The organism is Streptantibioticus silvisoli (assembly GCF_027947535.2).
GTDB classification, from domain to species: domain Bacteria; phylum Actinomycetota; class Actinomycetes; order Streptomycetales; family Streptomycetaceae; genus Streptantibioticus_C; species Streptantibioticus_C silvisoli.
The window spans coordinates 1-26,120 of sequence record NZ_JAAGKO020000043.1 but is presented as its reverse complement, the minus strand read 5'-3'; the positions used below and the strand labels follow the sequence as shown (position 1 = coordinate 26,120).

The following is a 26,120-nucleotide window of genomic DNA, read 5'->3' as shown; positions in this document are numbered from 1 at the left end:
GGCCGGTCGCCCGCAACGCCGCTGCCCCCGGCCGTCACGGGGACGGCCGGGGGCGGCGGGACAGGGAGCCGGCGGCGTCGCGGTGCCGACGCCGCCGGGCTCACGAGTGGGTGCGCAGCAGGGTCCGCATCGGCCGCATGGCCACCGACAGGTTGGCCAGGTCGAACGACTCCGAGCCCTGGATCTCCTCCAGGGTGCTGCGGGCCCGGCCCAGCAGCGCGGTGTTGCGCTCCTGCCAGACCGCGAACCGCCGCTCCGGGGTGGACTCGCCGGCGCCGACCGACAGCACGTCCTGGGTGAGGGCGGCGTGCGCGGCGAACAGGTCCTCGCGGATCGCCGCGCGGGCCATCGACTGCCAGCGGTCGGCCCGCGGCAGTTCGATGATCCGGTTGAGCAGTGCGGTGATGGACAGCCGGTCGGCCAGGTCGTAGTAGACCTCGGCGACCTCCAGCGGGTCCTTGGCACCGAGCCGGTCGGCGACCGCGACGATGTCGAGCGCCGGGAAGACCGAGGAGAAGCCGGCCACCTTGGTGGCCAGCTCGTCCGGCACCCCGGCGGCGATCAGCTCGTCGTGGATCGACTGGTACCACTCCAGGTCCCCGCCGACCAGCAGCTTCGGCAGCCGCTCCCACACGCAGGCCACGCCGTCGGTGAACAGCTCGATGGTCTCGGCGATCGCCAGCGGCTGCGGGCGGTTGTTGAGCAGCCAGCGGGTGGCGCGCTCCACCAGCCGCCGCGAGTGCAGCCGCAGCCGGGTCTGGGTCTCGGCGGACACCACGTTGTCCAGCGCCTCGATCTCGTCCCAGATGCCGCTCAGGCCGAAGATGGCCCGCGCGGCGGTGTGGGCGCGCACGATCTCCTCGGTCGACGCGCCGGTCTCCTCGCGCAACCGGTGCAGGAACGTGGTGCCGCCGGTGTTGACCGTGTCGTTGACCAGGACCGTGGTGATGATCTCCCGGTGCAGCGCGTGGCCCTCGACCTGGGCGGTGAACCGCTCGCGCAGCGCCTGCGGGAAGTACGCGAACAGCAGCGCGCGCAGGTACGGGTCGTCCGGCAGACCGGTGCCGATCAGCTCGTCGGCGGCGGTGATCTTGGTGTACGCCAGCAGGACGGAGGTCTCCGGCTGGGTCAGGCCCGCGGAGGCGGCGAGCCGCTCGCGGATCTGCCGGTCGCTCGGCAGGAACTCCAGCCCCCGGTCCAGGTGGCCCTCGCCCTCCAGGCGGCGCATGAACCGCTGCTGGGCCGGCAGCAGGCTGGGGGCCTGCGCCATGCTGTTGGCCAGCGCGACGTTCTGCGCGTAGTTGTTGCGCAGCACCAGGTGGCCGACCTCGTCGGTCATCTCGGCCAGCAGGGCGTTGCGCTGCTTGACCGTCATGTCGCCGTCGGCCACCACCGCGTTGAGCAGGATCTTGATGTTGACCTCGTGGTCGGAGGCGTCCACGCCGGCGCTGTTGTCGATCGCGTCGGTGTCGACCTTGCCGCCGAGGCCGCCGGGGCCGCCGCTGCGGGCGAACTCGATCCGGCCCAGCTGGGTCAGGCCCAGGTTGCCGCCCTCGCCGACCACCGTGACCCGCAGGTCGGCGCCGTCCACCCGGATGGCGTCGTTGGCCTTGTCGCCGACGTCGGCGTGCGTCTCCGAGGAGGACTTGACGTAGGTGCCGATGCCGCCGTTCCACAGCAGGTCCACCGGTGCCTGGAAGATCGCCTTCATCAGCTCCGCCGGCGTCAGCTTGGCGGCCTGCGAGGTGATGCCGAGCGCCTTGCGGACCTGCGGGGTGATGGCGATGGCCTTGGCGCTGCGCGGGTGGACGCCGCCGCCGGCCGAGATCAGCGAGGTGTCGTAGTCGGCCCAGCTGCTGCGCGGCAGGTCGAACATCCGGCGGCGCTCGGCGAACGAGGCGGCCGCGTCGGGGTCGGGGTCGAGGAAGATGTGCCGGTGGTCGAAGGCGGCCACCAGCCGGATGTGCTCCGACAGCAGCATGCCGTTGCCGAAGACGTCACCGGACATGTCGCCGACGCCGACGACGGTGAAGTCCTCGCGCTGGGTGTCGTGGCCCATCTCGCGGAAGTGCCGCTTGACCGACTCCCAGGCGCCCTTGGCGGTGATGCCCATCTTCTTGTGGTCGTAGCCGACCGAGCCGCCGGAGGCGAAGGCGTCGCCCAGCCAGAAGCCGTAGGAGACCGCCACCTCGTTGGCGATGTCGGAGAACGCCGCGGTGCCCTTGTCGGCCGCGACCACCAGGTAGGTGTCGTCCCCGTCGTGCCGCACGACGCCCTTGGGCGGCACGACCTCGCCGCCGACCAGGTTGTCGGTGATGTCCAGCAGCCCGGAGATGAACGTCTTGTACGACGCGATGCCCTCGGCCAGCCAGGCGTCCCGGTCGGCCGCCGGGTCCGGCAGCCGCTTGCCGACGAAGCCGCCCTTGGCGCCCACCGGCACGATGACGGTGTTCTTCACCATCTGCGCCTTGACCAGGCCCAGCACCTCGGTGCGGAAGTCCTCGCGCCGGTCGGACCAGCGCAGCCCGCCGCGCGCCACCTTGCCGAACCGCAGGTGCACCCCCTCCACCCGCGGCGAGTACACCCAGATCTCGAACTGCGGCCGCGGCGCGGGCAGGTCGGGGATGGCCCGCGGGTCGAACTTCATCGACAGGTACGGGTGCGGGTTGCCGTCGGCGTCGCGCTGGAAGTAGTTCGTGCGCAGCGTCGCCTTGATCAGCGTCAGGAACGAGCGCAGGATGCGGTCCTCGTCCAGCGAGGCGACCTGGTCCAGCGCGCCGTCCAGCTCCTCCAGCAGCCCGTCGGTCAGCTCCGCGCCGGCCCGCTGGTGGTCGGGCGACATGCGGGCCTGGAAGAGGTTGACCAGCAGCCGCGTGGTGTGGACGTTGGTGCGGAGCGTCTCCTCCATGTACTCCTGGCTGAAGGTGGCGCCGGCCTGCCGCAGGTACTTGGCGTACGCGCGCAGCACCATCGCCTGCCGCCAGGTCAGCCCGGCGCGCAGCACGAGGGCGTTGAAGCCGTCGTTCTCCGCCTCGCCGGTCCAGCTGGCGGCGAACGCCTCCTGGAACCGCTCGCGGGCGTCGTCGCCCAGGGCGCCCAGCTCACCGAGCGAGGTGTCCAGTTGGAGGCCGAAGTCGTAGATCCACACCCGGGTGTGGTCGGCCCGCTTGACCTCGTAGGGCCGCTCGTCGGCGACCTCGACACCGAGGCGTTCCAGCACCGGCAGCACCGCGGTCAGCAGCACCGGCGCGTCGGTGCGGTAGATCTTGAACCGGCGCTCACCGGGTGCGGCGCCCACCGGCTCGTACAGGCTGAGGGTGAAGTCCCCGTCGGGCGACAGGCGTTCGAGGTGCTGGAGGTCGGCGACCGCGGTGCGCGGTGAGAAGTCGGCCTTGTAGCCCTCGGGGAAGGCGTGCGCGTAACGGCGGGCCAGCTCGGCGGCGCGTTCCTCACCGCACTCGGCGGTCAGCGCCTCGGCGAAGCCGTCCTCCCAGGAGCGGGCCGCCTCCACCAGCCGGGCCTCGATGCGCTCCAGGTCGGCGTCGGTCAGGTCCGGCAGCTCCGCGCCCGGCTCGACGCGGATGACGAAGTGCAGCCGGGACAGCACCGATTCGGTGTTCCACACGGTGAAGTCCGCGCTGTGGCCGCGCAGTTCGTCCTGGAGGATGGCGGTCAGCCGCAGCCGCACCTCGGTGGTGTACCGGTCCCGGGGCAGGTAGACCAGGGCGGAGGTGTAGCGGCGGTACTCGTCCTGCCGCAGGAACAGCCGCAGCCGGCGGCGTTCCTGGAGGTAGAGCACGCTGGTGGCGATCGGCCGCAGTTCCTCGGCGCTGGTCTGGAACAGCTCGTCGCGCGGGTAGGTCTCCAGGATCTGCAGCAGGTCGCGGCCGTCGTGGCTGTCCGGGGAGAACCCGGCGTCGGCCAGCACCTGCTGGACCTTGCGGCGGATCACCGGGATGCGCTGCACCGACTCGGTGTACGCCGCCGAGGAGAACAGCCCCAGGAAGCGCCGCTCGCCCACCACGTTCCCGTCGGCGTCGAACCTCTTGACGCCCACATAGTCCAGGTACGACGGGCGGTGCACGGTCGAGCGGCTGTTGGCCTTGGTGAGGATCAGCACCTTGTGCTCGCGGGCCTTGGCGCGCGCGTCGGCCGGCAGCCGGTTGAACGCGGACGAGATCGGCCGGCCCTCGGAGTCGACGCAGGTGTGCGGCGGGTCGGAGCGCAGGATGCCCAGCCCGGTACCGGGCACCGCGTTCAGCACGTCCTCCTCGGCGCCGTCCGCGCCGGGCTCGGAGGTCAGCTGGTACTCGCGATAGCCCAGGAAGGTGAAGTGGTCGTCGGCCAGCCAGCGCAGCAGCTCCCACGACTCGCTGTCCTCGTGCTCCGGCAGCCCCGGCACGGCGGCGTCCGCCAGCTCGTCGGCGATCCGCAGCGCGGACTGGCGCATCTTCGTCCAGTCCTCGACGGACTCGCGCACATCGGTCAGCACCCGGCGCAGGTCGGAGGTGATCTGCTTGAGGTCGCCGCGGTCGGTCTCGCGGTCGATCTCGACGTGGATCCACGACTCCACCAGCGCGTCGGCGGGCAGCTGGGCGCCCGGCAGCTCGGCGTGCGCGGCATCGACCAGGTTGCTGGTGCCCAGGATCTCCAGCAGCTTGCCGGTGACGTCGCGGCGGACCACGACCTGCGGGTGGATCACCAGGTGGATCGCCCGGTCCTGGCGCGACAGCTCGTTGGTGACGGAGTCCACCAGGAACGGCATGTCGTCGGTGACCACCTCGACGACGGTATGGCTGCACGTCCAGCCGTTCTCGTCGACGGAGGGGGTGTGCACCCGCACGCTGGCCGCGCCCTGCGGCCGGTCGACGCCGAGCCGGTAGTGCGACAGGGCGGCGCCGTAGACGTCGACCGGGTCGCGGTCGGCCAGGTCCTCCGGGGCGGTGTGGAGGTAGTAGCGCTGGAGGAACGTCTGCACGCCCTCCGTGTCGAGGCCCGCGTCAGGTTTTCCCCCGGCTGGGCTGTTCTCAGCTACCCGTGCCGCCCGCTCCAGCAACTCGGCCTTGGCTTCGTCCAGCTTGGTCTGCATTGTCCTGTGACTCCTGTCGCGCGCCGTTGCGTGACGTCGGGATGGAATGGCGCGCCGTCCGGCCCGGGTTGACCGCGTTCGCGGACGGCTTGGGGCCTCTACGAGGCCGCTCCGGGCTGATCCTCGTTGACACGACCCGGATGCAGCGGTCAGCGATACGCCGGACGGGATTCCGCTCCGGGCGCAGGGAGCGGGCACAGCAGCCATCGCTCGATATCGCGCTGATCACGGGATCAAGGCTATCCCTCCTGGCCCGGACCGGTGAGCGACGATTGTGTTAAACGCGCGACCCGTTCTTTGCCACATCGGCCAGTAGCGGCGACCGCCGCACGGCCCCGCAGGCCCCTGAACAGCCGCTGGACGGCGGCACGGCACGACTTCGCGCCGGAACGCGGCTCCCACGGCACGTGAACAGCGGGTACGCCGGCCCCGAAGCGTGTCACGCAGTTGTTACGCCGTTCTCGTCAGGCGCTCACCCGGTCGGCCACCGCGACGGCCTCCGCCAGCGTGTCGACCACCGGCACGCCCGCGCTGCGCAGGCTCGCCCGGCTGTGCGAACCGCCGCTGTACAGCACCGCCCGGGCACCGACGTGCGCCGCGGCCGCCGCGTCGTCCAGCGCGTCGCCGATCACCACGGTACGGCGCGGGTCCATCCCGTCCATGGCGTCCAGGTGCCGGGCGAGCTGGGCGGCCTTGGCGGCACCGGTGAGGTCGCTGGCGCCGTCCATCCGCACGAAGTGCCCGGCGATGCCGTGCGCGGTGACCAGCGGCACCAGGTCGGCGTGCGGCGCGAGCGAGCACAGCGACTGGGTGCCGCCGGCCGCGCGCCGGGCGGCCAGCAGGTCGGCGGCGCCCTCGGCCAGCCCGCAGGAGGCCGCCAGCCGCCGGTAGTGCCGGTGGAAGGAGACGTTGAGCGCGGCCCACTCGGCGTCGGACGGCGACCGGCCGAGCAGGTGTTCGTAGAAGCCCCGCACCGGCACCCGGTACAGCTCGCGGTACCGCTCCAGGGTGAGCGGCGCGAGCCCCACCTCCGCGCACGAGGCGTTCGACGCCTCGACCACAGCGTCGATGTCGTGGAAGAGCGTGCCGTTCCAGTCCCAGACGATGTGCGTCGCGTGCTTCAGCATGCGACGACGGTATCGGGCGGATGTGACAACGGGGGGGTGCCGCCGGGGGTGCCGCTGGCGGGGGTGGGGGCGCCGCCGGCGAGGGTGCTGCCGCGGTGGGAGGCGCCGCTGCGGTGGGCGGCGGGCAGGTGATCGGATGGTCGGGCCGGCGGCCGGGGCAGGGGCGGTCGGAGGCGAGAGCGTCGGCCGGAGCGAGGGCGGCCGGTGGTGAGAGCGTCGGCTGGCGCGGGCGTTGGTCGGACAATCGGACCGTCAGCCGACATCGACGCCAGTGCCAGCGCCAGCGCCAGCGCCAGCGCCAGGCAGATGATCGGACCGCCACCCCGAGCAGGCGCCGACCCCACAACCGGACCGTTGGTCCATCGAACCATCGGACCGTCAGACGGGCGGAGTCGGGCTGAGGTCGAGCCGTGATCCGGCCGCGCGGTCGGACGATCAGGTCATCAGGCGATCAGGCCGGGGAGTTCCTGCATGCCGTACCAGAGCAGTTCGTGGTCCTCGGCGCCGTCCACGGTGAACCGGGCGTCGTCGTCGCCCTGGTCGGCAGCGCCGAGTACGGCGGCGGCCGCGGCGACGTCCTGCTCCGCGTCGTCGGCGTCCACGTGGACCGCCGCGGCCTTGGCCAGCCGGATCGCGCCGGCCAGCCGGACCGCGCCGAGCACGGCCGGGTCCAGCGGCTGGTCCGGGTCGAACGACACCTGCGCGTCCGGCACGTCGGCGACCAGCACCACGCGGCGCCGGGCCGCGGCCGGCTCGCCCGCCAGCATCCGCAGGCTGGCACCGGCGGCCCGGGTCAGCGCCGCGTACTCCAACTCCTCGATGTCGTCGGAGACGTACCACTCGCGCAGGCCCGGGGTGACCCCGAAGGCGTCCAGCGGGGCCGGGCCCAGTTCGCCCGCCTCGTGCGCCGCCGCGAGCCGGGGCAGTGTCGTGGGGATGTAGACGCGCATCGCTGCCGCTCCGAGGCCGAGCCGGTGGGAAACGGTCTCAGCATACGGTCGTACCCGTTCGCCGGATCATCGGGTGGCCCGGGCGTACCCCTTCGGAGGGGCGGCCTCCGGAGCCGTCCGTCACCCCGGTCGCCCCGCACCCCGCTCCCACCAGCGCCGATACGCCGGAGATTCATCCGGATAGGTGAAACGACGGCGGTCCGGCCCGTCCCCGTTTCCGCCTTGTCCAGGCCGCGCACGCCCGGCTAGAAGTCAGTCACACCGAGCTACCGAGCAGTAGCTTCCCGGCACCGAACGGCACCGAAGGAAACGGGGAACCACCATGTCCGGCACCGTCAGCAGCACCCTCACCGCACCCGGCCGCCGCCCCCGCCCGGCGCACCGCGGGCCGGGCGTCACCGCGCCGCCCGGCCGCCGCGACACCCGGCGCCCCAGCACCGGTCCCCGCGTTCCCGCGATGCCCGACGCCGCCGAACGCCGCCCGCACCGCTGGTTCGCCGACCGGCTGCTCGACGTCCTCACCGGACGCCACCCGGTCTCCCGCATGCTGGGCCACACCGCGGGACCGGCCGCCTACGACCGGCTGTGGGAGCTGTCGGTCTCCGGTCTCCTGCGCCCGCCGGCCGGCCGCCCCACCCCCCGGGTGAGCCGCTGCGGCTTCCGCACGCCGGCTCCGGGCGTGCGCGAGTCCTGGGCGCTGCTGGCCTGCGGCGACACCTGCCGGGCGCTGGCCTTCCGTCTGGAACACGGCCTCGACCGGCGCTGGCGCTGCGCGGCACTCGACTTCACCGGCCCCGGCTGGTGAGACGGCGGCGATACGGGCCCGGGGTCGGGTGAGCGGGACGGGGGCGGAGGGCGTGAGCACGGCACCGGCGCAGGAGCGAAAGGCGTGAGCACGGCACCGGCGCAGGGGCGGTCCGGCGGCCGTGGTCCGCGCCGGCGCCGGCGCCCGTACCGGTGCCGGCGGGCCCGGGAACGCCCGGAGCCGGGCTCCGCGTGACGCGGAACCCGGCTCCGGGGCCGAACGGACGGCGGGGCCGTCACTTCTTGCGGCGGCGGCCGCCCTTCTGGGCCTTGCGGCGCTCGGCGCGGGTGGTTCCGTCGGACTCCACCGCGCTGCCGTCGTCCTCCTGCTCGAAGTCGCCCTCGACGACCCCGCCCTCGGCGGTCGGCGCCGAGTAGTGCAGGCGGTCCGGGCGCTGCGGGGCCTCCAGGCCCTTCGCCCGGATCTCCGGACGGCCGGCGCCGACCGGGACGGCCGGCTCCTGCGCGGCCTGCTCGGGCAGCGCGTCGGCCGGCACCTCGACCTCCTCGACCTGCTGCTCGACCTGGACCTCCAGGTTGAACAGGTAGCCGACGGACTCCTCCTTGATGCCGTCCATCATGGCCTTGAACATGTCGTAGCCCTCGCGCTGGTACTCCACCAGCGGGTCGCGCTGCGCCATCGCCCGCAGGCCGATGCCCTCCTGGAGGTAGTCCATCTCGTAGAGGTGCTCACGCCACTTGCGGTCCAGCACCGACAGCACGACCCGGCGCTCCAGCTCGCGCATGATCTCCTCGCCGAGCTGCTCCTCGCGCGCGGAGTACTGCTGGTGGATGTCGTCCTTGATCAGTTCCGAGATCAGGTCGTCGGTCACCCCGGCGCGGTCGCCCGCCTCGTCGTCGAGGTCGTCCAGCGTGACCTTGACCGGGTACAGCTGGCCGAACGCGCTCCACAGCCGGTCGAGGTCCCACTCCTCGGCGAAACCGTCAGCGGTCTCGGCCTTGATGTAGTCGTCGATCGTGTCGTTCATGAAGTGCAGGATCTGCTCCTGGAGGTCCTCGCCCTCCAGGACCCGGCGGCGCTCGCCGTAGATGACCTCGCGCTGCCGGTTGAGCACCTCGTCGTACTTCAGGACGTTCTTGCGGATCTCGAAGTTCTGCTGCTCGACCTGGCCCTGCGCCGAGGCGATGGCCCGGGTGACCATCTTGTTCTCGATCGGCACGTCGTCGGGCACGTTGGCCATCGCCATGACGCGCTCGACCATCTGCGCCTTGAACAGCCGCATCAGGTCGTCGCCGAGGGAGAGGTAGAACCGGGACTCGCCCGGGTCGCCCTGCCGGCCGGAACGGCCGCGCAGCTGGTTGTCGATCCGGCGCGACTCGTGGCGCTCGGTGCCCAGCACGTACAGGCCGCCGAGCTCCTTGACCTCTTCGAACTCGGCCTTGACCGCCGCCTCGGCGCGCTCCAGCGCCTCGGGCAGCGCCGCCGCCCACTCCTCGACGTGCTCGACCGGGTCCAGGCCGCGCTGCCGCAGCTCGGCCTCGGCCAGGTCGTCGGGGTTGCCGCCGAGCTTGATGTCGGTGCCGCGGCCGGCCATGTTGGTGGCCACGGTGACCGCGCCCTTGCGGCCGGCCTGGGCGACGATGGTCGCCTCCCGGTCGTGCTGCTTGGCGTTGAGCACCTCGTGCGGCACGCCGCGCTTGGCCAGCTGCTGGGAGAGGTACTCCGACTTCTCCACCGAGGTGGTGCCGACCAGGACCGGCTGGCCCTTCTCGTACTTCTCCGCGATGTCGTCGACGACCGCGTCGAACTTCGACTCCTCGGTGCGGTAGATCAGGTCCGCCTTGTCCAGCCGGGAGACCGGCCGGTTGGTGGGGATCGGGACCACGCCGAGCTTGTAGATCTGGTAGAACTCCGACGCCTCGGTCATCGCGGTACCGGTCATACCGGACAGCGTGTCGTAGAGCCGGAAGAAGTTCTGGAGGGTGATGGTGGCCAGCGTCTGGTTCTCGTTCTGGATCTCCACCCCCTCCTTGGCCTCGATCGCCTGGTGCATGCCCTCGTTGTAGCGGCGGCCGGCGAGCATCCGGCCGGTGTGCTCGTCGACGATCATGACCTCGCCGTCCATGACGACGTAGTCCTTGTCCTTCTTGTACAGCTCCTTCGCCTTGATGGCGTTGTTCAGGAAGCCGACGAGCGGGGTGTTGACCGACTCGTAGAGGTTGTCGATGCCCAGCCAGTCCTCGACCCGGGTGACACCCTCCTCCAGGACGCCGACGGTGCGCTTCTTCTCGTCGACCTCGTAGTCGCGGTCGATCTTCAGGCGCAGCACCAGCTTGGCGAAGTCGCTGTACCACTTGGTGGCCTGGTCGGCCGGGCCGGAGATGATCAGCGGGGTGCGCGCCTCGTCGATGAGGATCGAGTCGACCTCGTCGACGATCGCGAAGTTGTGCCCGCGCTGCACGAGCTCCTCGGCCGACCACGCCATGTTGTCGCGCAGGTAGTCGAAGCCGAACTCGTTGTTGGTGCCGTAGGTGATGTCGCACGCGTACTGCGCGCGGCGCTCGGCGGGGGTCATGTTGGCCAGGATGCAGCCGACCTCCAGGCCGAGGAACTTGTGCACCCGGCCCATCCACTCCGAGTCGCGCTCGGCGAGGTAGTCGTTGGTGGTGATGAGGTGCACGCCCTTGCCGGAGAGCGCGTTGAGGTAGGCCGGCAGCGTGCCGACCAGCGTCTTGCCCTCACCGGTGCGCATCTCCGCGACGTAACCGAGGTGCAGCGCGGCACCGCCCATGATCTGGACGTCGTAGTGGCGCTGGCCGAGGACTCGCTTGGCGGCCTCACGGACGGTCGCGAACGCCTCGGGCATCAGGTCGCCGAGGCTCTCGCCGTCCTCGTACCGCTGCTTGTACTCGTCAGTGAGGGCACGCAGCTCGGCATCCGTCAGGTTGACGAAGTCCTCTTCGATGGAGTTGACCTGACCCGCGATGCGGTGAAGCTTGCGCAGGATCTTTCCTTCACCTGCGCGCAGGATCTTGCCGAAGACGGACACGTAGGCTGGCTCCTTGCCGGTCGGGCCTGGCACGGTCTTTCGCGCTGGGCCGGCAAGGCTCCGTTCTACTGGGCCCTGCCGCACCGGCCATCGTAAGCGAACCGGGCTCTTCATCGGGAGGTCCGTAAGCACCCGGGCCCCGCGGACGACGTATTCGTCACCCGGTACGGTGACGGAAATTCCCTGTCCGTGACGGTACGCCCTCCGGAACAATCGCCGAATGGACCCCGTAACACTGCATACCGAACGCCTCGTGCTGCGCCCGTTCACCCCGCACGACGCCGAAGCGGTCCGCGCCGCCTGCCAGGATCCGGAGATATCGCGCTGGACGCCGGTGCCGTCGCCGTACACCGCCGAGGACGCGCGCGCCTGGGTCGGCACGGTCGTCCCCGGCGGCTGGGCGGGCGACACCGAGTACAACTTCGCCGTCTGCCTGCGGGACGGCGGCACGCTGGTCGGCGCCATGGGCCTGCTGCGGCTGGCGTCGCTGCGCGGCCCGCGACGGCAGGCGGAGTTCGGCTACTGGACGGTCCGCGAGCACCGCCGGCGCGGCCACACCGCCGAGGCCGGCCGCGAGATCTGCCGCTGGGCGTTCGAGGACCTCGGCGTGGAACGGCTGGAATGGGTCGCCGACGCCGGCAACCACGCCTCCCGCGCGGTCGCCCGCAGGATCGGCTTCGTCATGGAGGGCACGATGCGCTCCCACATCGTCCACCGCGGCACCCGGCGCGACGCCTGGCTCGGCTCGCTGCTCCCGTCCGACCTCGGCCTGCCGCAGCGGACGGCGTACCTGCCGTACGAGGAGAAGTCAGCGGTGTGATGAACGCACCGGTGCGGAGGGTGACCTCCGGGGCCGGGAGTGTTGTCGGGGCGAGAGGGCTGCCGGGGCAAAGGGTGCCGGCGGTGCGAGGGGGCTGCCGGTGCGGAGGGTGACCTCCGGGGCCGGGGGTGTTGTCGGTGCGGGCGCTTAGGGTGAGGCGCATGACGAAGCACGCCCCGCCCGTGACGACCCTCTCCGCGGACGACGCCCGGCGGCTGGCGCTGCGGGCGCAAGGTCTGCTGGGCGCGCCGGACCGGCGTGGCGGGGTGCGCGGGCTGCTGCGGCACCTGGGCGCCGTCCAGCTCGACACGATCTCGGTGCTGGCCCGCTCGCACGAGCTGATCCCGTACGCACGGCTCGGCGCGGTCGGCCGGCCCGCGGTGGAGGCGGCGTACTGGAGCGGCGGCCACGCCTTCGAGTACTGGTCGCACGCCGCGTGCGTGCTGCCGATCGAGGAGTGGCCGCACTTCGCGTTCCGCCGCCGCGCCTTCCGGGCCCGGGGGCACCGCTGGCACGTGATGAAGGACCCGGAGCGCTCCTGCGCGGCGATCCTGGACCGGCTGCGCGCCGAGGGCCCGCTGACCTCGACCGACCTCGGCGGTGCCAAGAACGGCGGGCCGTGGTGGGACTGGTCGGAGACGAAGATCGCGGTGGAGTGGCTGCTGGACACCGGTGAGGTGGTCTGCGTCGAGCGGCGCGGCTGGAAGCGCGTCTACGACCTGGCCGAACGTGCCGTGCCCGGCGCGCTGTTGCACGACGACCTGTCCGACGCCGAGTGCGTGCGCCGCCTGGTGACGCTGGCGGGGCGCTCCCTCGGCGTCGCCACCCGCTCCGACCTGGCCGATTACCACCGCCTCAAGGGCGAGCAGGTCGACTCCGTCATCGCGGACAGCGGCCTGGTCCCGGTCGAGGTGGCGGGCTGGGGCAAGCCCGCCTGGGCCGACCCGGACGCCCTGGCCGCCCCGGTCCGCGGCCGGCACCGCACGACCCTGCTGTCCCCGTTCGACTCCCTGGTGTGGGACCGGGCCCGCACCGAACGCGTCTTCGGCTTCACGCACCGGCTGGAGGCCTACGTCCCCAAGCCCAAGCGCGTGCACGGCTACTTCGCGATGCCCCTGCTGTCCGGCGGCCGGCTGCTGGGCCGCGTCGACCCGGCCCGCGACGGCGGCACCCTGGTGGCCCGGCAGTTGTCCATGTCGGGTCCCGCCGCGGTCGCCCCCATGACCCGGGCCCTGCTGGAGGCCGCCTCCTGGGTCGGCTGCGACACCGTCCGGGTGGAACGCTCCGACAACGCCCGCCTCGCCGACGCGGTCCGCACGGAACTGGCCGCGGAGGGACGCCTGTCGGCATGACGGCTGCGGGGCGTCCGCACGGAACCGGCCGCGGGGATCGCTTGCCGGCAGAACGGCTGCGGACGTCCGCACGCAACCGGCCGCGGGGATCGGCTCTCGGCAGGACGGGCCGCCCGGAACTCGCCACGGAACTCGCCACGGAAGGTCGGCTGCCGGCCTGAGGGCCGCGGGCGTTCGCACGGAACCGGGCGCGAAAGGTCGACCCGCGGCATGACGGCCGCCCGGCCCGCGCGCACCCTCGCCCGCCGGGCGCGCCCTGACCTGCGCGGCGGCCTGACGCGCGCGGCACGGTGTCACGCCCGGGCACCCCGGAAACCGGCACGCTGGGACACCCGACACGCTGGGACGCCCGGCGCCCTGCGACACCCGGCGGTCGAACGCGCCCGGCGTGGCCGTCGTCCACGGGACGGCGGCGAGGGCGCCCGCCAGCCGCCGGCGACAGAGCCCGGGGGCCGGAGACCCGGGGGCGGAGACCGTCAGCGCACGCGCCGGCGCGCGACCGCCGGTGTCAGCGGATCTCCAGGATCTTCTCGCGCATCGCGTAGACCACCGCTTCCATGCGGGAGTGCAGCTGGAGCTTCTCCAGGATGTTGCGCACGTGGTTCTTCACGGTGTTCTCGCTGATGAAGAGTTCCTTGGCGATGTCGCGGTTGTTCATCCCGGTGGCGACCAGCTTGAGGACCTCCAGCTCGCGGTCGGTCAGCCGGGGGGCCGGCACCAGCCGGCGCTCGTCGGTGCGCTGGATCATCGACTTGAACTCGGTCAGCAGCTTCGCCGCCATCGACGGGCTGATCTGCGACTGGCCGTCGGCGACCGCGCGGATCGCGGTGGAGACCTCGTCGGTGGAGATCTCCTTGAGCAGGTAGCCGGTGGCGCCCGCCTTGATCGCCTCGTAGAGGTCGGCCTCCTCGTCGCTGATCGTCAGCATGATGATCTTCGCGCTGGGGGCCACCTCCTTGATCGCGGTGCACGCCTCGATCCCGCCGCGTCTGGGCATCCGCACGTCCATCAGCACGATGTCCGGCAGCAGGTCGGCCGCCTTGTCCACCGCCTCGGCGCCGTCCGCCGCCTCACCGACGACCTGGATGTCCTCCTCCTGCGCGAGCACGATCTCCAGCCCGCGGCGGAACAGCGCGTGATCGTCGACGACCAGCACCCTGATGGGCTCCGCGGACCGCCCGCCCGGCCCCCGCACGTCGTCGCATCCGACCACCGCCGCCTCGAAGCTGTCCGGCATGGTTTCCTCCCCCTCAGGCCGGACAACGCCCCGCCCTGTCGACACGGGCGCCCCTCGGCCCGGGGCCAACACGACCGCGCCGCCCGACGGTTGACTCTCCGCACATAGTTTCATGCCCGTACGACACCCTGACGATTCCGGCCCGGCCGGGTGGCCGTACCGGACCGCGGTTGACACCCGGTCCGCCCGCGCCCGGCGCCCGCTCCCCCGGCGGTGCGATCTCGCCCCCGGCGGCGGCCCGGCCCGCGACAGCGCGGCGCCCCCGGAGCTGCTCCGGGGGCGCCGTACGCGGTCGTGGGCCGGGGTCAGCCGATCACCGGCGCAGCGCGCCGCCCGCGCCGCCCGCGGCCCCGGCGACCAGCCCGATGGCCGACGGGTCCTCCTTGAGGTAGATCACGCCGTAGTCGTAGCCGTGCCGGCGGTAGACCACACTTGGCTGGTTCCGTTCGGAATCGACGAAGAGGTAGAAGTCGTGCCCGACCAGCTCCATCTCGTAGAGCGCCTGGTCGAGCGACATCGCAGCCGCCACGTGGGTCTTCTCCCGGACCACGAGCGGGCCCTCGCCCTCGACGTCCAGCGGCCCGGCCTTGGTGTGCGGGACGCGGTCGGCGTCCGCCTCGGCGCCGTCCTGGCCCGGCACCTCGGCCAGCGGCGCGGTGTACTCGGCCACGCTCACCGCCGCACGGCCGCCGCGCCGCGCCAGGTGCCGCTTGTCGGCGTGCCTGCGCAGCTGCGCGTCGAGCTTGCTGGTCGCCGCGTCGAGCGCCGCGTAGGGGTCGCTTGCCGCCGCCTCGGCCCGGATCACCGGTCCCCGGGAGCGGAGGGTGATCTCCACCCGGTCACAGCGGTCGTGCAGCCTCGGGTTGTGCTCCTTGGTGAGTTCGACATCGAGGCTGATCGCCTTGCCGTCCAGCTTCTGGATCTTCTCCAGATTCAGCTTCTCCGCCACGTGCTTGCGGAAGCGCTCCGGCACTTCAGTCCTGTGACCCTTGACGACGATGTCCACGCAGAACTCCGTTCCCGGGTTGCCCACCTGGGGTGGACTCACCCTTTTGAGCTAAGGCCGACCGGCACTGGGCCCATCGGCACTGCGTTCGCCGCCACCCCCTTCAGCCCCGGACGCCTCCGGAGTTGCGGAGTCGCGGCTTTCATCTCCTCCTCCCCCGTGGGAAGGATCGGAACCCCCCCTTTTCCAGCACGTTCGGAGGACGTACGACGCGAGGGGTTGACCGGGGAACGAAAGCTGCGCGACCGGAGATTCGATGACACAGCACCCGAGACTCCTCACAACTGAACATAGCCCTCCCCGGTGACATCCGGCACCCCCTCGGGGCGGCCGCCTCCGTTACCGACCGGTTTTCCGCCGACGACCAGCCCCGGGCCCGCCCCCGGACCGTTCCGCTCCCCCTGACACCATGGCCCCCTGACACCGTTCCGGCGCGCCCGCCACCGGTGCCGCGTCGTACGCCCCCGGCGGCCCGGCCACCACCGCAGCGCCGAGCACCGTGCCGCCGGCCGCCCGCACCGCCCGGGCCGCCTCCGCCAGCGACGCCCCCGTGGTCAGCAGGTCGTCCACCACGACGACCGGTCCTTCCGCCAGCAGCCGTTCACCGCCGCGCACGACCGCCAGCGCACCGGTGAGGTTCGCCAGCCGCTCCGCCGCCGTCAGCCCCGCCTGGTCCTCCACCGCACGCCGCTGCCGCAGCAACGGCACCATCCGCACCGCCGGCCCCGCCCGCCGCAGCCTGCGCGCCGCCCGGCAGGCCATCCGTCTGGCCGGATCATGTCCCCGTGCCGCGGTCGCCGCCCGCGAGGAGGGCACCGGCACCAGCGACACCACCGGTATCCGCGACACCGCGCCGGCGTGGCAGCCGCCGACCACGGCACCGCCGGCACGGCCGGCGCCGAGCCGCCCCACCGCACCGGCGCTCCAGTCCCCGCCCGCCATCGCACCGCCGCACCGGCCCCCGCCCGGCAACTCCACCGCACCGGCGCTCCAGTCCCCGCCCGCCATCGCACCGGCGCACCGGCCTCCGCCCGGCACCGCACCGGCGTCCCAGCCTCCGCCCGGCCGCCCCACCGCACCGGCGCCCCAACCAGCGCCCGCCATCGCTCCGGCGCGGTCGGCGCCAGCCACTGCACCGCCGCCCCGGCCTCCGCCCGGCAACTCCACCGCCGCCCCATGCCCCGCCTCCGCGAGAGCCCCGTACCCCGCCCCGCGCTCCGCCTCCGCACAAGCCCCGAGAGCCGCCCGCACCGCCGCCGCCAGTGCGTCACCGAGGGGGGCGGCGAGTCCGAGGGCGCCGCGTTCCTTGTGGGCGAGCAGGGCGGCGCGCAGTTCGTCGCGGTAGGCACCCGCCGCCCACACCGGGGGCAGGCCCGGCGGGACCGGCCGGGGCCGTACGCGCCGCACCGCGCCCGGCCCGGACAGCCGCGCCCGGCACCCCTCGCACCAGCCGCCCCGGCGTGGGCGTCCGCAGCCCGCGCAGTCGACCGGCAGCACCAGATCGGCGATCTCCCGCCACCACCCGTTCATGCCGTCGACTGTGCCGCGCGGCGAACGGCTCCGCCAGCCCTGTGGACAACCGGCCGCGGTTGTCCACAGGGGGTTTTCCACCGGGGTTACCCGGGATAGACGGGAGCCGTACTGTTCCCGGAGATCGCCGTCCAGTACGAATCGGTCGGCAGCCGGTAGACGCCTTCCTTGTCGGCGACCAGCAGCGGGCGGCTCTGGTCCTCGGAGGCGGCCACCGACGTGACCGTGCTGATGCCCGGCAGCGTGGGGGTGAAGGCCGACGATCCGTCGGTGTCCACGTACTGGAGCTGCTGCACGCTCTTCCACTGCTTGCCGACCATGACCAGCCGGCTCTCGCCGGCCCACGAGACCGCCTGGACGTCCTCGTACGAGGGAGCGACGATGCGCAGTCCGGCGACCGAGACGACGGGGTGGTCGGCGGTGCCGGTCCGCTGCACGCGGCCGATCTCCAGGACGGTGTGGCCGTCGCGTTCCACGAGCAGCACCACCCGTACGCCGTCGGCCGCCACCCGCACCGACTGGACGCGGTCGCCGCCGAGACCCGGCACCCGGACCTGGATGACGTGGCCCTCGGTGTCGTACATCCACAGCCGGGGCGTGACCGGGTCGCGGCCGGCCACCCACAGGTCGCCCAGCCCGTCCCAGCTGGGCGCGCTGAGGTCCGCCTTGCCGCTCAGCACGGTCTTGACCTTGCCGGCCGCGCTCAGCGGGGCGATCTCCAGCGACCGGCCGCCGACCCTGACCCCGGCCGCCTGGACCTCGTCACCGCGCGAGACCGCCACCGTCTGGAGCTCCGCCTGCGGCTCGCCGAACGGGCCCAGCACGTGCTTGGTGCTGTCGCTCTGCGAGGGGACGCTCTCCATCCGGTGCGCGGCGTCGACCAGGTACTGCTGGTCGCCGCTGCCGGACAGCCGGGCCGGCGAGTACGCCTGCGCCTGCTGACGGTTCAGGGTGCAGACCGCCGTCGCGCCGGAGGAGCGGTGGATCTCGACCGAGGTGACCTGCGCGGACGACTGGTCCTGCACGGTGTTCATCAGCTGCGCGGCCATGTCCTGGCAGACGTCCTGCGACAGCCCGGCGGGCAGCCCGGCCAGCTGGACCCGCAGCCTGCCGTTGTCGTCCAGGGCGGGATTCGGCCCGGCCAGCCTGGTCCCGGTGGGGAACGCCGTGGTCACCACCGGGCTCAGCCAGCTGCTGGGCCCCAACAGCAGGGCCTGGATCGAGGCGGACACCGGGTCTATCCGGCGCCGTACGTAGATCGGATCCGCGACCATGGTGTCCGGGCCCTGCGGGCTGTCGCCGCTCTGCGGTCCCAGCTTGGCGAAGTAGTACTTACCGACGGACTGGTAGATCCGCTGAAAGTCCGACTGTTCGATGATCAGACCGGGCGACAGATCGTCGATACGCCACTGGCCCTGGTACTGCCCGAGGTGGAAGGCGGTGCGGAACCGCTGGGCGGCGGGGGCGAAGGAGTCGTCCTTGTCGACCACCGCGACCTGGGAGGTGGACATGGCGATGGTCATACCGGGCTCGGTGCGGTTGGTGGGAGTGCGCGGCGTATACAGGTCGGGCTTGCCCGAGATGATCGTCGTCCTGGTGAACGGGTTCCACTTCTTGGCGGCGCCCGCCAGGTAGTCGCGCGCGGTCTGGAACTTCGCCTCGTCGCTGGTCACCGCCTCCAGGAACCCCTCGACGATCTGCTTGGGCCCCTCGCCCGCCTGCGGCTGGACACCGAAGACCCGCACCTGCGGATCGGACGCGTCACGCGGGCTCTGGCCGACCTTGCTCACATCACCGCTGTCCGGCATCGAGGCGCAGCCGGCCAGCAGCAGGACACCGCTGAGCAGCGCGCCCACGGCGACGAGCGCGCGCCGGCGCGCGCCCGGTGGCATGCGGCGGTCGGCGTGCGGCATTCGGTCGTCCTCCTCCGGCCCTCGCGGCCGTTACGGCGGTCGGGGACGTTGGCGTTGATCGGCGTTGAGCGGTGGTGATCGGCGTTGATCGGTCGTGATCAGTGGCGATCGGCGGGCGTCTGCGGTTGTCGGGGGGCCGTGCGGTTTCCGGGGCGATCAGGGACCGCGGCGTCCGCGGTTCTCGGGTGGGGCGCGGTGCCGGGCGGTGCGGCGTGCCGCCGGGCGGTGACGTGCGGCGTCGCGCGGTCAGGGGCGGGCGGCGGGCATGGCTCGCGCCGGGCGGCGCCGGGCAGGCGGGGACCGGTCATCGGTCGGGACGGTCCTTCCCCGGCGTGGAACGGCCGACGGTGGACGCGCGGTCCGGGTCGGGTACGGCGGAGTCGCCACCGGTGCGGGTGCTGACGACGCGTGCGCCGCTGCCCGGCAGCGCGGCGGGGTCGGCGGACGGCGGGCGCGGCGTCTTCGTCGGCACCGGCGGTATCGGCGAACGGGCCGACGGCAGCGCGGCCGACGCCTGGGCGGAGTGCCCGGTGCCCGCGGCCCCCGTCGCACCGGACGTGCCGGCCGGACCCGCGCCGGTGCCGGACCCCCTGGAGCCGGCCCGGCCGGTGCCGCCCGAGGGGTCGCGCTGGGCGGCGGCGGCCCGGCGGCGCCGGGAGTCCTCCGGTTCCAGGGGGATCGGCGAACGCAGCAGGCTGTCGCCGGCGGTGCGCGGCAGCGTCAGCCGGAACTGGGAGCCGCCGCCGGGCTCGCCCCACGCCTGGAGGCGGCCGCCGTGCAGGCGGGCGTCCTCCACCGCGATCGACAGCCCGAGACCGGTGCCGCCGGTGTTCCTGGCCCGCGCCGGGTCCGCCCGCCAGAACCGGTTGAAGACCCGGGTCGCCTCGCCGGGCTTGAGCCCGACGCCGTAGTCGCGCACCGCGACGGCCACCGCGCCGGAGGCGGTGGCGAGCCGCACGACGACGTCGCGGCCCTCACCGTGCTCGACGGCGTTGACGACCAGGTTGCGCAGCACGCGTTCCACCCGGCGGGCGTCCGCCTCGGCGACCACCGGCTGCTCGTCGCCGCGGACCACCAGCCGGCTGCCCTTGCGTTCGGCCAGCGGCTCGGCGGCGTCGACCACCCGGTGCACCACGTCGCGCAGGTCGATCGGCTCGGCGTCCAGCGCGGCGGCGCCCGCGTCGAACCGGCTGATCTCCAGCAGGTCCGACAGCAGCGAGTCGAAGCGTTCCACCTGGCTCTGCAGCAGCTCGGCCGAGCGCGCGGTCACCGGGTCGAAGTCCTCCCGCGAGTCGTGGATGACGTCGGCCGCCATCCGCACGGTGGTCAGCGGGGTGCGCAGCTCGTGCGAGACGTCGGAGACGAACCGCCGCTGCATCCGCGACAGCTCCTCCAACTGCTGGATCTTGGTCTGGAGCGTGTGGGCCATCTTGTTGAAGGCCTCACCCAGCCGGGCGATGTCGTCGTCGCCGCTGACCTTCATCCGTTCGTGGAGGACACCGTCGGCCAGCCGCTGCGAGATCGACGCGGCCATCCGCACCGGGGTGACCACCTGCCGCACCACCAGCCAGGCGATCGCGCCGAGCAGGCCGACGACGAAGACCCCCGCGGTCGCGAGTGTCGTCTCCACCAGGCTGAGGGTCTTCTCCTCCTGGGTGAACGGGAACAGGTAATACAGCTCGTAGGACCGGCCGCTCTCGTCGTTCAGCCGCTTGCCGATGACCAGGCCGGGCTGGCCCCCCGGGTCACCCGCCCGGATGATCCGGGTGTCGAGCTGGTAGACGCCGCCCCGCTGGACGACCGAGTCGCGCAACGCCGACGGCACGCTGTTGTCCGGCAGCACGTCGCCCGAGGCGCGCGGCCCGTGGGTCTCGGCACTGCCGGACTGCAACGACTGCTGGTCGGACTCGGAGGTGAGCGCGACGACGTAGTAGACGCCCTGGCCGCCGCTGGCCAGCTGCTGCACGAGGTCGGTCAGCCAGGTGCCGGGGTCGACCTGACCGCGCCCGGCGGTGCCGCCGGCCGCGGAACCGCCGCCGGAGGTCGCGCCGGAACCGTCGGTGCCGGGCTCCTGGTCGCTGACCGCCTGGCTCTGCGCCACGCTGAAACCGCCCAGCGCCTGCCCCTGCGCGGCCTTGGTCTTCGCCTCCAGCAGCCCGTTGCGGACCTGGCCGATGACCACCACGCCGAGCAGCAGCACCACGCCGACCGACATCAGCAGCGTGGTGGCGACCACCCGCAGCTGGATGTTGCGCCGCCACAGCCGCAGGCCGGGCAGCAGCGGACGCCGCGCCCACCGCCACGCGGCCGACAGCACGGGGAGCAGGTCGCGCAGCAGGTCGGCCACCGGCCGCCGCGCCGCACCGGGCGCCGGGGCGGCCGGTTCGCGGGCAGGGGGCAGCGCGCCGTTCCGCCGTGCGGAACCGCTCTCCTGCCCGGGCCCGGACATGCCGGACCCCCCGCTTCGCGCCATCCCGGCGATCAGCCCGGCCCGGCCTTGTAGCCGACGCCGCGCACGGTCACCACGATCTCGGGGCGCTCCGGGTCACGTTCGACCTTGGAACGCAGCCGCTGCACGTGCACGTTGACCAGCCGCGTGTCGGCGGCGTGCCGGTAGCCCCACACCTGCTCCAGCAGCACCTCGCGGGTGAAGACCTGCCAGGGCTTGCGGGCGAGCGCGACCAGCAGGTCGAACTCCAGCGGGGTCAGCGCGATCGGCTGCCCCTCCCGCTTGACGGAGTGCCCGGCGACGTCGATGACCAGGTCACCGATGGTCAGCTGCTCGGGCGTCGGCTCCTCGGCCCGGCGCAACCGCGCCCGGACCCGCGCGACGAGCTCCTTCGGCTTGAACGGCTTGATGACGTAGTCGTCGGCCCCGGACTCCAGGCCCACCACCACGTCCACCGTGTCGCTCTTCGCCGTGAGCATGACGATCGGCACGCCGGACTCGGCGCGGATCTGCCGGCATACGTCGATGCCGTCCCTACCCGGCAGCATCAGATCGAGCAGCACCAGGTCGGGCTTGGTCTCCCGGAAGGCGGCAAGCGCCTTGTCCCCGTCCGCTACGAACGACGGCTCGAAACCTTCTCCACGCAACACGATGCCGAGCATCTCGGCCAGTGCGGTGTCGTCGTCGACGACAAGGACGCGTCCCTTCATATCGACATCATCCCATTTTCATCTCAGAGACGTGGACCTGCGTGACCAGGCTCACTGACCTGCGGTGACGCACGTCTCCGTCCACGTCCGTCCACCGCGATCCACTGCCGTTGATGTCAGGCATCGATGTCAGCCCCCGTCTACGTCGGCACCCTTGGCCATCACTTGCCGTGTGCCCCGGCTCACACCGTATCCGCCTTCCGGGTGAGCCGGTGCATCGCCTCTCGCCCACGGCCGCGGCCGGGCACGCGCAGGTGAGCGCGAGGATGCCCGCCCCGCCACCCGGACCGGGACGGCCTCCCGGGCGCCGGCCCGCCGACGTTCACCACCGGCGCGACGGTCGGGAACGCCTACCCGGCGACGACGCGCACACTTTGGCGCATCCCCGCCCCCCGTTGCGCATCCCCGACCACTGGGAGCGGAAGGTCCCGCGCCGAAGGGCCGCCCATTCAGTGCCGGGGAGGCGCCGCGCACCCGGTGACGGCGCAAGGGGGACGCCGCGGACATGCCGCGGCCCCGGCCCGCCGCGTCCACGGCCTGAGCCGGTAAGCCGGTCACCGCACCCCAGCGGCGGCCGGCCGCGCGGCGCCGTGCGGCCGGCGGCCGGCGGGCGGCGCCGCTCTCCGCCGAACACCCGGAGAGCCCGCCCCGCCGGCCGCCGGAGGAACCCCCCTCAGGCCCCCGCGTCGACCAGCGCCGCCAGCGTCTTGCCGTTCACCGGGGACGCCACGCCGTTCTCCGTCACGATGGCGGTGATCAGCTCCGGCGGGGTCACGTCGAACGCCGGGTTGTACGCGAGCGTGCCGGCCGGGGCGACCGGGGTGCGGGGGGCCACCGGCAGGTGAGTGACCTCGCCGGCGTCGCGCTGCTCGACGTGGATGGCCCCGCCGTCCGGCGTGCCGAGGTCGACCGTCGTGGTCGGCGCGACCACCAGGAACGGCACGCCGTGGTGCCGGGCCAGCACCGCCAGCGGATACGTGCCGACCTTGTTGGCGGTGGAACCGTCCGCCGCGATCCGGTCCGCGCCGACCAGCACCGCGTCGACCTGCCCGGACGCCAGCAGCGAACCGGCCGCGTTGTCCGCCAGCAGCGTGTGCGGCATGCCGAATCTCGCCGCCTCCCACGCCGTCAGCCGCGCGCCCTGCAACAGCGGACGCGTCTCGTCGATCCACAGCCGGGCCAGCGCGCCGTCGCGGTGCGCCGCCAGCACGACGCCCAGCGCCGTGCCCTCGCCGCCGGAGACCAGCACACCGGTGTTGCAGTGCGTCAGCAGCCGGTAGCCGTCGCCCGGCACCAGCTCGCGCAGCAGCCCGCGGCCGTGGCCGGCCATCCGCGCCGCCGCCCGCGCGTCCTCGACGTGCAGCTCACGCGCCGCCTCCAGCACGACCGAGGCGGCCGCCGCCAGGTCGCCACGCTCCCCGAGCGCCTCCCGGTACGCCGCGAGCGCCCGGGTGACGCCGTAGGCCAGGTTGACGGCGGTGGGCCGGGCGTCCGCCAGCAGCGCCGCCGCCGCCTCCACGTCGTCACCGCGCACCGCCGCGAGGGCCACCCCGTAGGCGCCGGCGATCCCCAGCAGCGGCGCGCCGCGCACCGCCAGCGTCTGGATCGCCGCCACCAGGGCGGGTACGTCCCGGCAGGCGAGTTCCGTCTCCGCGGCCGGTAGCCGCGTCTGGTCCAGCAACACCACCGCCGGTCCGTCCGCGTCGTTCTCCCAACGCAACGCCGGGCTGAGGGGAAGGGCTATGCCGTGATCATCCATCGACCCAGTGTGCCCGATACGGGCCCCGCACCGAACCCCTTCCGCCCTCCTCGGTCGCGGCGGCCCGAACCCTCCCGAACGTGACACGACGGGAGTACTCGCTCGACCCGCGTGACACCATGTCGGCGGACCTGACCGGTCACTGACGCGCGGCGACCCGCGCGCAGCCACGAAGGAGCATGGATGAACGACTCTCCGGGCCGGCCCAAGCCCGGTTCCGAGGACTCCGGCACGCCGGACTCCGGCCCGTCGAAACCCCCCGGCCTGCCCGGCCAGGCCGGTCCGCCCGCCGACGAGACCCCGGCCTCCACCCCGGAGACCGGCACCACCCCGCCGGCCGGCGTCCCACCGCAGGCCCCCGGTCCGCAGGTCCCGCCGCCACCTCCCGGCCCCGCCTACGGCTACGGCCCCGGCCAGGGCTACGGCCCGCCTCCCGGCAACGGCCCCGGTCCCGGCCCGGGCACCGGCGGCTACGGCCCGGGGAACGGTGGATACGGCAGCGGCCCCGGCTACGGGCCGGGCGCGGGCTACGGTCCCGGGCCGGGCGGGTACGGCTTCCCCGGCGGTCCCGGGGCCTGGACACCGCCGCCGGCCGCGCCGCAGCCCGGCGTCATCCCGCTGCGGCCGTTGAACGTCGGCGACATCTTCGAGGGCTCCTTCGCGACGATCCGGCGGCACTGGCGGCCGGCGCTGAGCATCTCCGCGGTGGTCGCGCTGATCACCTCCGCCGTCTCCACCGCCGTCAGCGGTCGGATGATGCGCAGTGCGGCCTATACCCGGATCACCGGCGGCCGGCAGCCGACGGCCCATGAACTGATGAACGACTTCAGCCACGTGGCGGTCAGCGGCCTGCTGGAGTTCGTCATCGTGCTGGTCGGCCAGACCGTCGCCACCGCGATGCTGATCATGCTGGTCAGCCGGGCGGTACTCGGCCGGACCGCCACCGTCGGCGAGATCTGGCGCGACGCCCTGCCGCGGATGCCCCGCCTGCTGGGGCTGGTCGTGATGACCGGACTGATCGTCGGCGGCCTGATCGGCGTCGGCCTGCTCCCGGGAGCCGTGGTGGCCGTCACCGGTTCGCCGGCCGGGGGCGCCGGGCTGATGGTGCTCGGCGTGCTCGTCACCATGTGCGTGGCCGTGTGGCTGTGGATCAGCTTCAGCCTCGCCACACCGGCCCTGATCCTGGAACGCCAGGGCGTGTTCGCCTCCCTGGCCCGCTCCTTCAAGCTCGTGCGGCACTCCTGGTGGCGGGTTTCCGGGATCCAGCTGCTCTCCCTGCTGCTGACCTACGTCGTCAGCGCGGTCCTCCAGGCGATCACCGGCTCCCTCACCAGCGGCCCGAGCGCCGGCGGCAACCCCTTCAGCATGGTCAACGCCCATCAGACGGTGCTCGTGCCGTCCTGGACCGCGATCATCCTCATGGGCATCGGCTCGGTCATCGCCTCGCTCTTCGTCATGCCGATGAACGCCGGCGTCACCTCCCTGCTCTACATGGACCAGCGCATCCGCCGCGAGGCGCTCGACGTGGAACTGGCCCAGGCCGCCGGCGTCCCCGCCCCACCGGCCCACTGACCCACACCGCGTCCACCACCACGGCCGAGGGGCCGGCCCCGACCAACGTCACGGGCCGGCCCCTCGGCCGTTCCACGTCCCGGTGCGCTCTCCGCTGCGGCGGCACGGCGCTTCCCACGGTGCCCGCGCTTCCACCACGCCGACACGGCGCTCTGCACCACACCGGCGCTTCCGACCGCACCGGCACCACCGTCTGCCCGGCACCGGGACCACGCCCTCACCGCACCGGCGCCGGACTCGACCGCTTCAGCCTCGGCTCCGCCGCACCGCATCGCACGACACCGCACCGGTGCCGGCTGGACCGCACCCGCGTCGGCCACCGCACCGGAGGAGTCCGCCTCGGCCGCACCGGCGCCGGGCTCGACCGCACCGGCACCGCCGGCCACCATCACTCCGGTGCCTGTGAATCGCCCCCGGATGGCCGCTCCGCGGACCGCGCCCGGGGGTCCAGGGCTCGGGGCCCGGGGCTGACTCACCGGGCGCACGTTCTACTGCTTCGCGCCCGGTCCCGTCCGCCGATACCCGGCTCCAGCAGCAGCGTCCACCGCGCCCGAACAGCCCGGTAGCCCCGCAACAGAATCCGCTGTCGGAAGAGGCCCAAGGACAAAAACGCCAGCAGTCCTGAACGCAAAAATGACCGTTGGCTCCAACAGATCAAATCTGTTGGAGCCAACGGCCCAAAAAATGTTCGGCGGCGTCCTACTCTCCCACAGGGTCCCCCCTGCAGTACCATCGGCGCTGAAAGGCTTAGCTTCCGGGTTCGGAATGTAACCGGGCGTTTCCCCATCGCC

15 protein-coding genes and 1 rRNA gene are annotated in these 26,120 nt (G+C 73.1%); 4 read left to right on the top strand and 12 right to left on the bottom strand.

The window, feature by feature from the left end:
* Window positions 1-100: 100 nt before the first annotated feature.
* The 3 genes from POF43_RS25115 to POF43_RS25105 all read right to left on the bottom strand — a co-directional run bounded on the left by POF43_RS25115 (window position 101) and on the right by POF43_RS25105 (window position 7,166).
* Window positions 101-5,089 carry an NAD-glutamate dehydrogenase gene (locus POF43_RS25115; protein WP_282704766.1) on the bottom strand — a complete coding sequence of 1,663 codons (4,989 nt, stop codon included), beginning with the start codon at window positions 5,087-5,089 and terminating at the stop codon, window positions 101-103.
* 464 nt (window positions 5,090-5,553) lie between these two features.
* Complete coding sequence (locus POF43_RS25110; RefSeq protein ID WP_271324397.1) at window positions 5,554-6,216, bottom strand: HAD family hydrolase; 663 nt, start codon at window positions 6,214-6,216, stop codon at window positions 5,554-5,556.
* Between the two features lie 443 nt (window positions 6,217-6,659).
* Window positions 6,660-7,166 (bottom strand): DUF6912 family protein, encoded by a 507-nt coding sequence (locus POF43_RS25105; protein ID WP_271324055.1) that lies wholly within the window; start codon window positions 7,164-7,166, stop codon window positions 6,660-6,662.
* Between the two features lie 322 nt (window positions 7,167-7,488).
* Between POF43_RS25105 and POF43_RS25100 the strand changes: the two genes are divergently transcribed.
* Window positions 7,489-7,971 (top strand): Rv3235 family protein, encoded by a 483-nt coding sequence (locus tag POF43_RS25100; protein ID WP_271324054.1) that lies wholly within the window; start codon window positions 7,489-7,491, stop codon window positions 7,969-7,971.
* Between the two features lie 235 nt (window positions 7,972-8,206).
* Here POF43_RS25100 and secA read toward each other — a convergent pair whose 3' ends face one another.
* On the bottom strand, window positions 8,207-10,981 hold the full coding sequence (gene secA / locus POF43_RS25095; RefSeq protein ID WP_271324053.1) for a preprotein translocase subunit SecA: 2,775 nt from the start codon (window positions 10,979-10,981) through the stop codon (window positions 8,207-8,209).
* A gap of 220 nt (window positions 10,982-11,201) precedes the next feature.
* Here secA and POF43_RS25090 point away from each other — a divergent pair, with 220 nt between their 5' ends.
* Complete coding sequence (locus tag POF43_RS25090; RefSeq protein ID WP_271324052.1) at window positions 11,202-11,801, top strand: GNAT family N-acetyltransferase; 600 nt, start codon at window positions 11,202-11,204, stop codon at window positions 11,799-11,801.
* Between the two features lie 161 nt (window positions 11,802-11,962).
* Window positions 11,963-13,153 carry a winged helix-turn-helix domain-containing protein gene (locus POF43_RS25085; RefSeq protein ID WP_271313390.1) on the top strand — a complete coding sequence of 397 codons (1,191 nt, stop codon included), beginning with the start codon at window positions 11,963-11,965 and terminating at the stop codon, window positions 13,151-13,153.
* A gap of 508 nt (window positions 13,154-13,661) precedes the next feature.
* Here POF43_RS25085 and POF43_RS25080 read toward each other — a convergent pair.
* The 7 genes from POF43_RS25080 to mtnA form a co-directional block, all read right to left on the bottom strand.
* Complete coding sequence (locus POF43_RS25080; RefSeq protein ID WP_271313389.1) at window positions 13,662-14,390, bottom strand: response regulator; 729 nt, start codon at window positions 14,388-14,390, stop codon at window positions 13,662-13,664.
* 313 nt (window positions 14,391-14,703) lie between these two features.
* Window positions 14,704-15,396, bottom strand: coding sequence for a ribosome hibernation-promoting factor, HPF/YfiA family (gene hpf / locus POF43_RS25075; RefSeq protein WP_372516118.1), 693 nt, complete (start codon window positions 15,394-15,396; stop codon window positions 14,704-14,706).
* A 339-nt stretch (window positions 15,397-15,735) separates the two neighbouring features.
* Window positions 15,736-16,926 (bottom strand): ComF family protein, encoded by a 1,191-nt coding sequence (locus POF43_RS25070; RefSeq protein WP_282704765.1) that lies wholly within the window; start codon window positions 16,924-16,926, stop codon window positions 15,736-15,738.
* 86 nt (window positions 16,927-17,012) lie between these two features.
* Complete coding sequence (locus POF43_RS25065) at window positions 17,013-18,839, bottom strand: LpqB family beta-propeller domain-containing protein (protein ID WP_271324454.1); 1,827 nt, start codon at window positions 18,837-18,839, stop codon at window positions 17,013-17,015.
* Window positions 18,840-19,143: 304 nt separating this feature from the next.
* Window positions 19,144-21,288 (bottom strand): MtrAB system histidine kinase MtrB, encoded by a 2,145-nt coding sequence (gene mtrB / locus POF43_RS25060; RefSeq protein ID WP_271324455.1) that lies wholly within the window; start codon window positions 21,286-21,288, stop codon window positions 19,144-19,146.
* A gap of 32 nt (window positions 21,289-21,320) precedes the next feature.
* Window positions 21,321-21,998 carry a two-component system response regulator MtrA gene (gene mtrA, locus POF43_RS25055; protein WP_271315220.1) on the bottom strand — a complete coding sequence of 226 codons (678 nt, stop codon included), beginning with the start codon at window positions 21,996-21,998 and terminating at the stop codon, window positions 21,321-21,323.
* A gap of 673 nt (window positions 21,999-22,671) precedes the next feature.
* Window positions 22,672-23,757 (bottom strand): S-methyl-5-thioribose-1-phosphate isomerase, encoded by a 1,086-nt coding sequence (mtnA, locus tag POF43_RS25050; protein ID WP_271324456.1) that lies wholly within the window; start codon window positions 23,755-23,757, stop codon window positions 22,672-22,674.
* A 183-nt stretch (window positions 23,758-23,940) separates the two neighbouring features.
* On the opposite strand from mtnA, the gene POF43_RS25045 reads away from it, so the two are divergent.
* On the top strand, window positions 23,941-25,329 hold the full coding sequence (locus tag POF43_RS25045; RefSeq protein WP_282704764.1) for a DUF7847 domain-containing protein: 1,389 nt from the start codon (window positions 23,941-23,943) through the stop codon (window positions 25,327-25,329).
* Between the two features lie 686 nt (window positions 25,330-26,015).
* Here the strand turns inward: POF43_RS25045 and rrf are convergent.
* Window positions 26,016-26,120, bottom strand: a 5S ribosomal RNA gene (gene rrf, locus POF43_RS25040); the annotation flags it as partial.

Coding starts and splice junctions, on each gene's coding strand:
- POF43_RS25100 (WP_271324054.1), top strand. CDS start 7,489: ATGTCCGGCACCGTCAGCAGCACCCTCACCGCACCCGGCCGCCGCCCC.
- POF43_RS25115 (WP_282704766.1), bottom strand. CDS start 5,089: ATGCAGACCAAGCTGGACGAAGCCAAGGCCGAGTTGCTGGAGCGGGCG.
- POF43_RS25110 (WP_271324397.1), bottom strand. CDS start 6,216: ATGCTGAAGCACGCGACGCACATCGTCTGGGACTGGAACGGCACGCTC.
- POF43_RS25070 (WP_282704765.1), bottom strand. CDS start 16,926: ATGAACGGGTGGTGGCGGGAGATCGCCGATCTGGTGCTGCCGGTCGAC.
- mtrB (WP_271324455.1), bottom strand. CDS start 21,288: ATGTCCGGGCCCGGGCAGGAGAGCGGTTCCGCACGGCGGAACGGCGCG.
- mtrA (WP_271315220.1), bottom strand. CDS start 21,998: ATGAAGGGACGCGTCCTTGTCGTCGACGACGACACCGCACTGGCCGAG.
- POF43_RS25065 (WP_271324454.1), bottom strand. CDS start 18,839: ATGCCGCACGCCGACCGCCGCATGCCACCGGGCGCGCGCCGGCGCGCG.
- POF43_RS25105 (WP_271324055.1), bottom strand. CDS start 7,166: ATGCGCGTCTACATCCCCACGACACTGCCCCGGCTCGCGGCGGCGCAC.
- POF43_RS25085 (WP_271313390.1), top strand. CDS start 11,963: ATGACGAAGCACGCCCCGCCCGTGACGACCCTCTCCGCGGACGACGCC.
- POF43_RS25090 (WP_271324052.1), top strand. CDS start 11,202: ATGGACCCCGTAACACTGCATACCGAACGCCTCGTGCTGCGCCCGTTC.
- POF43_RS25045 (WP_282704764.1), top strand. CDS start 23,941: ATGAACGACTCTCCGGGCCGGCCCAAGCCCGGTTCCGAGGACTCCGGC.
- POF43_RS25080 (WP_271313389.1), bottom strand. CDS start 14,390: ATGCCGGACAGCTTCGAGGCGGCGGTGGTCGGATGCGACGACGTGCGG.
- mtnA (WP_271324456.1), bottom strand. CDS start 23,757: ATGGATGATCACGGCATAGCCCTTCCCCTCAGCCCGGCGTTGCGTTGG.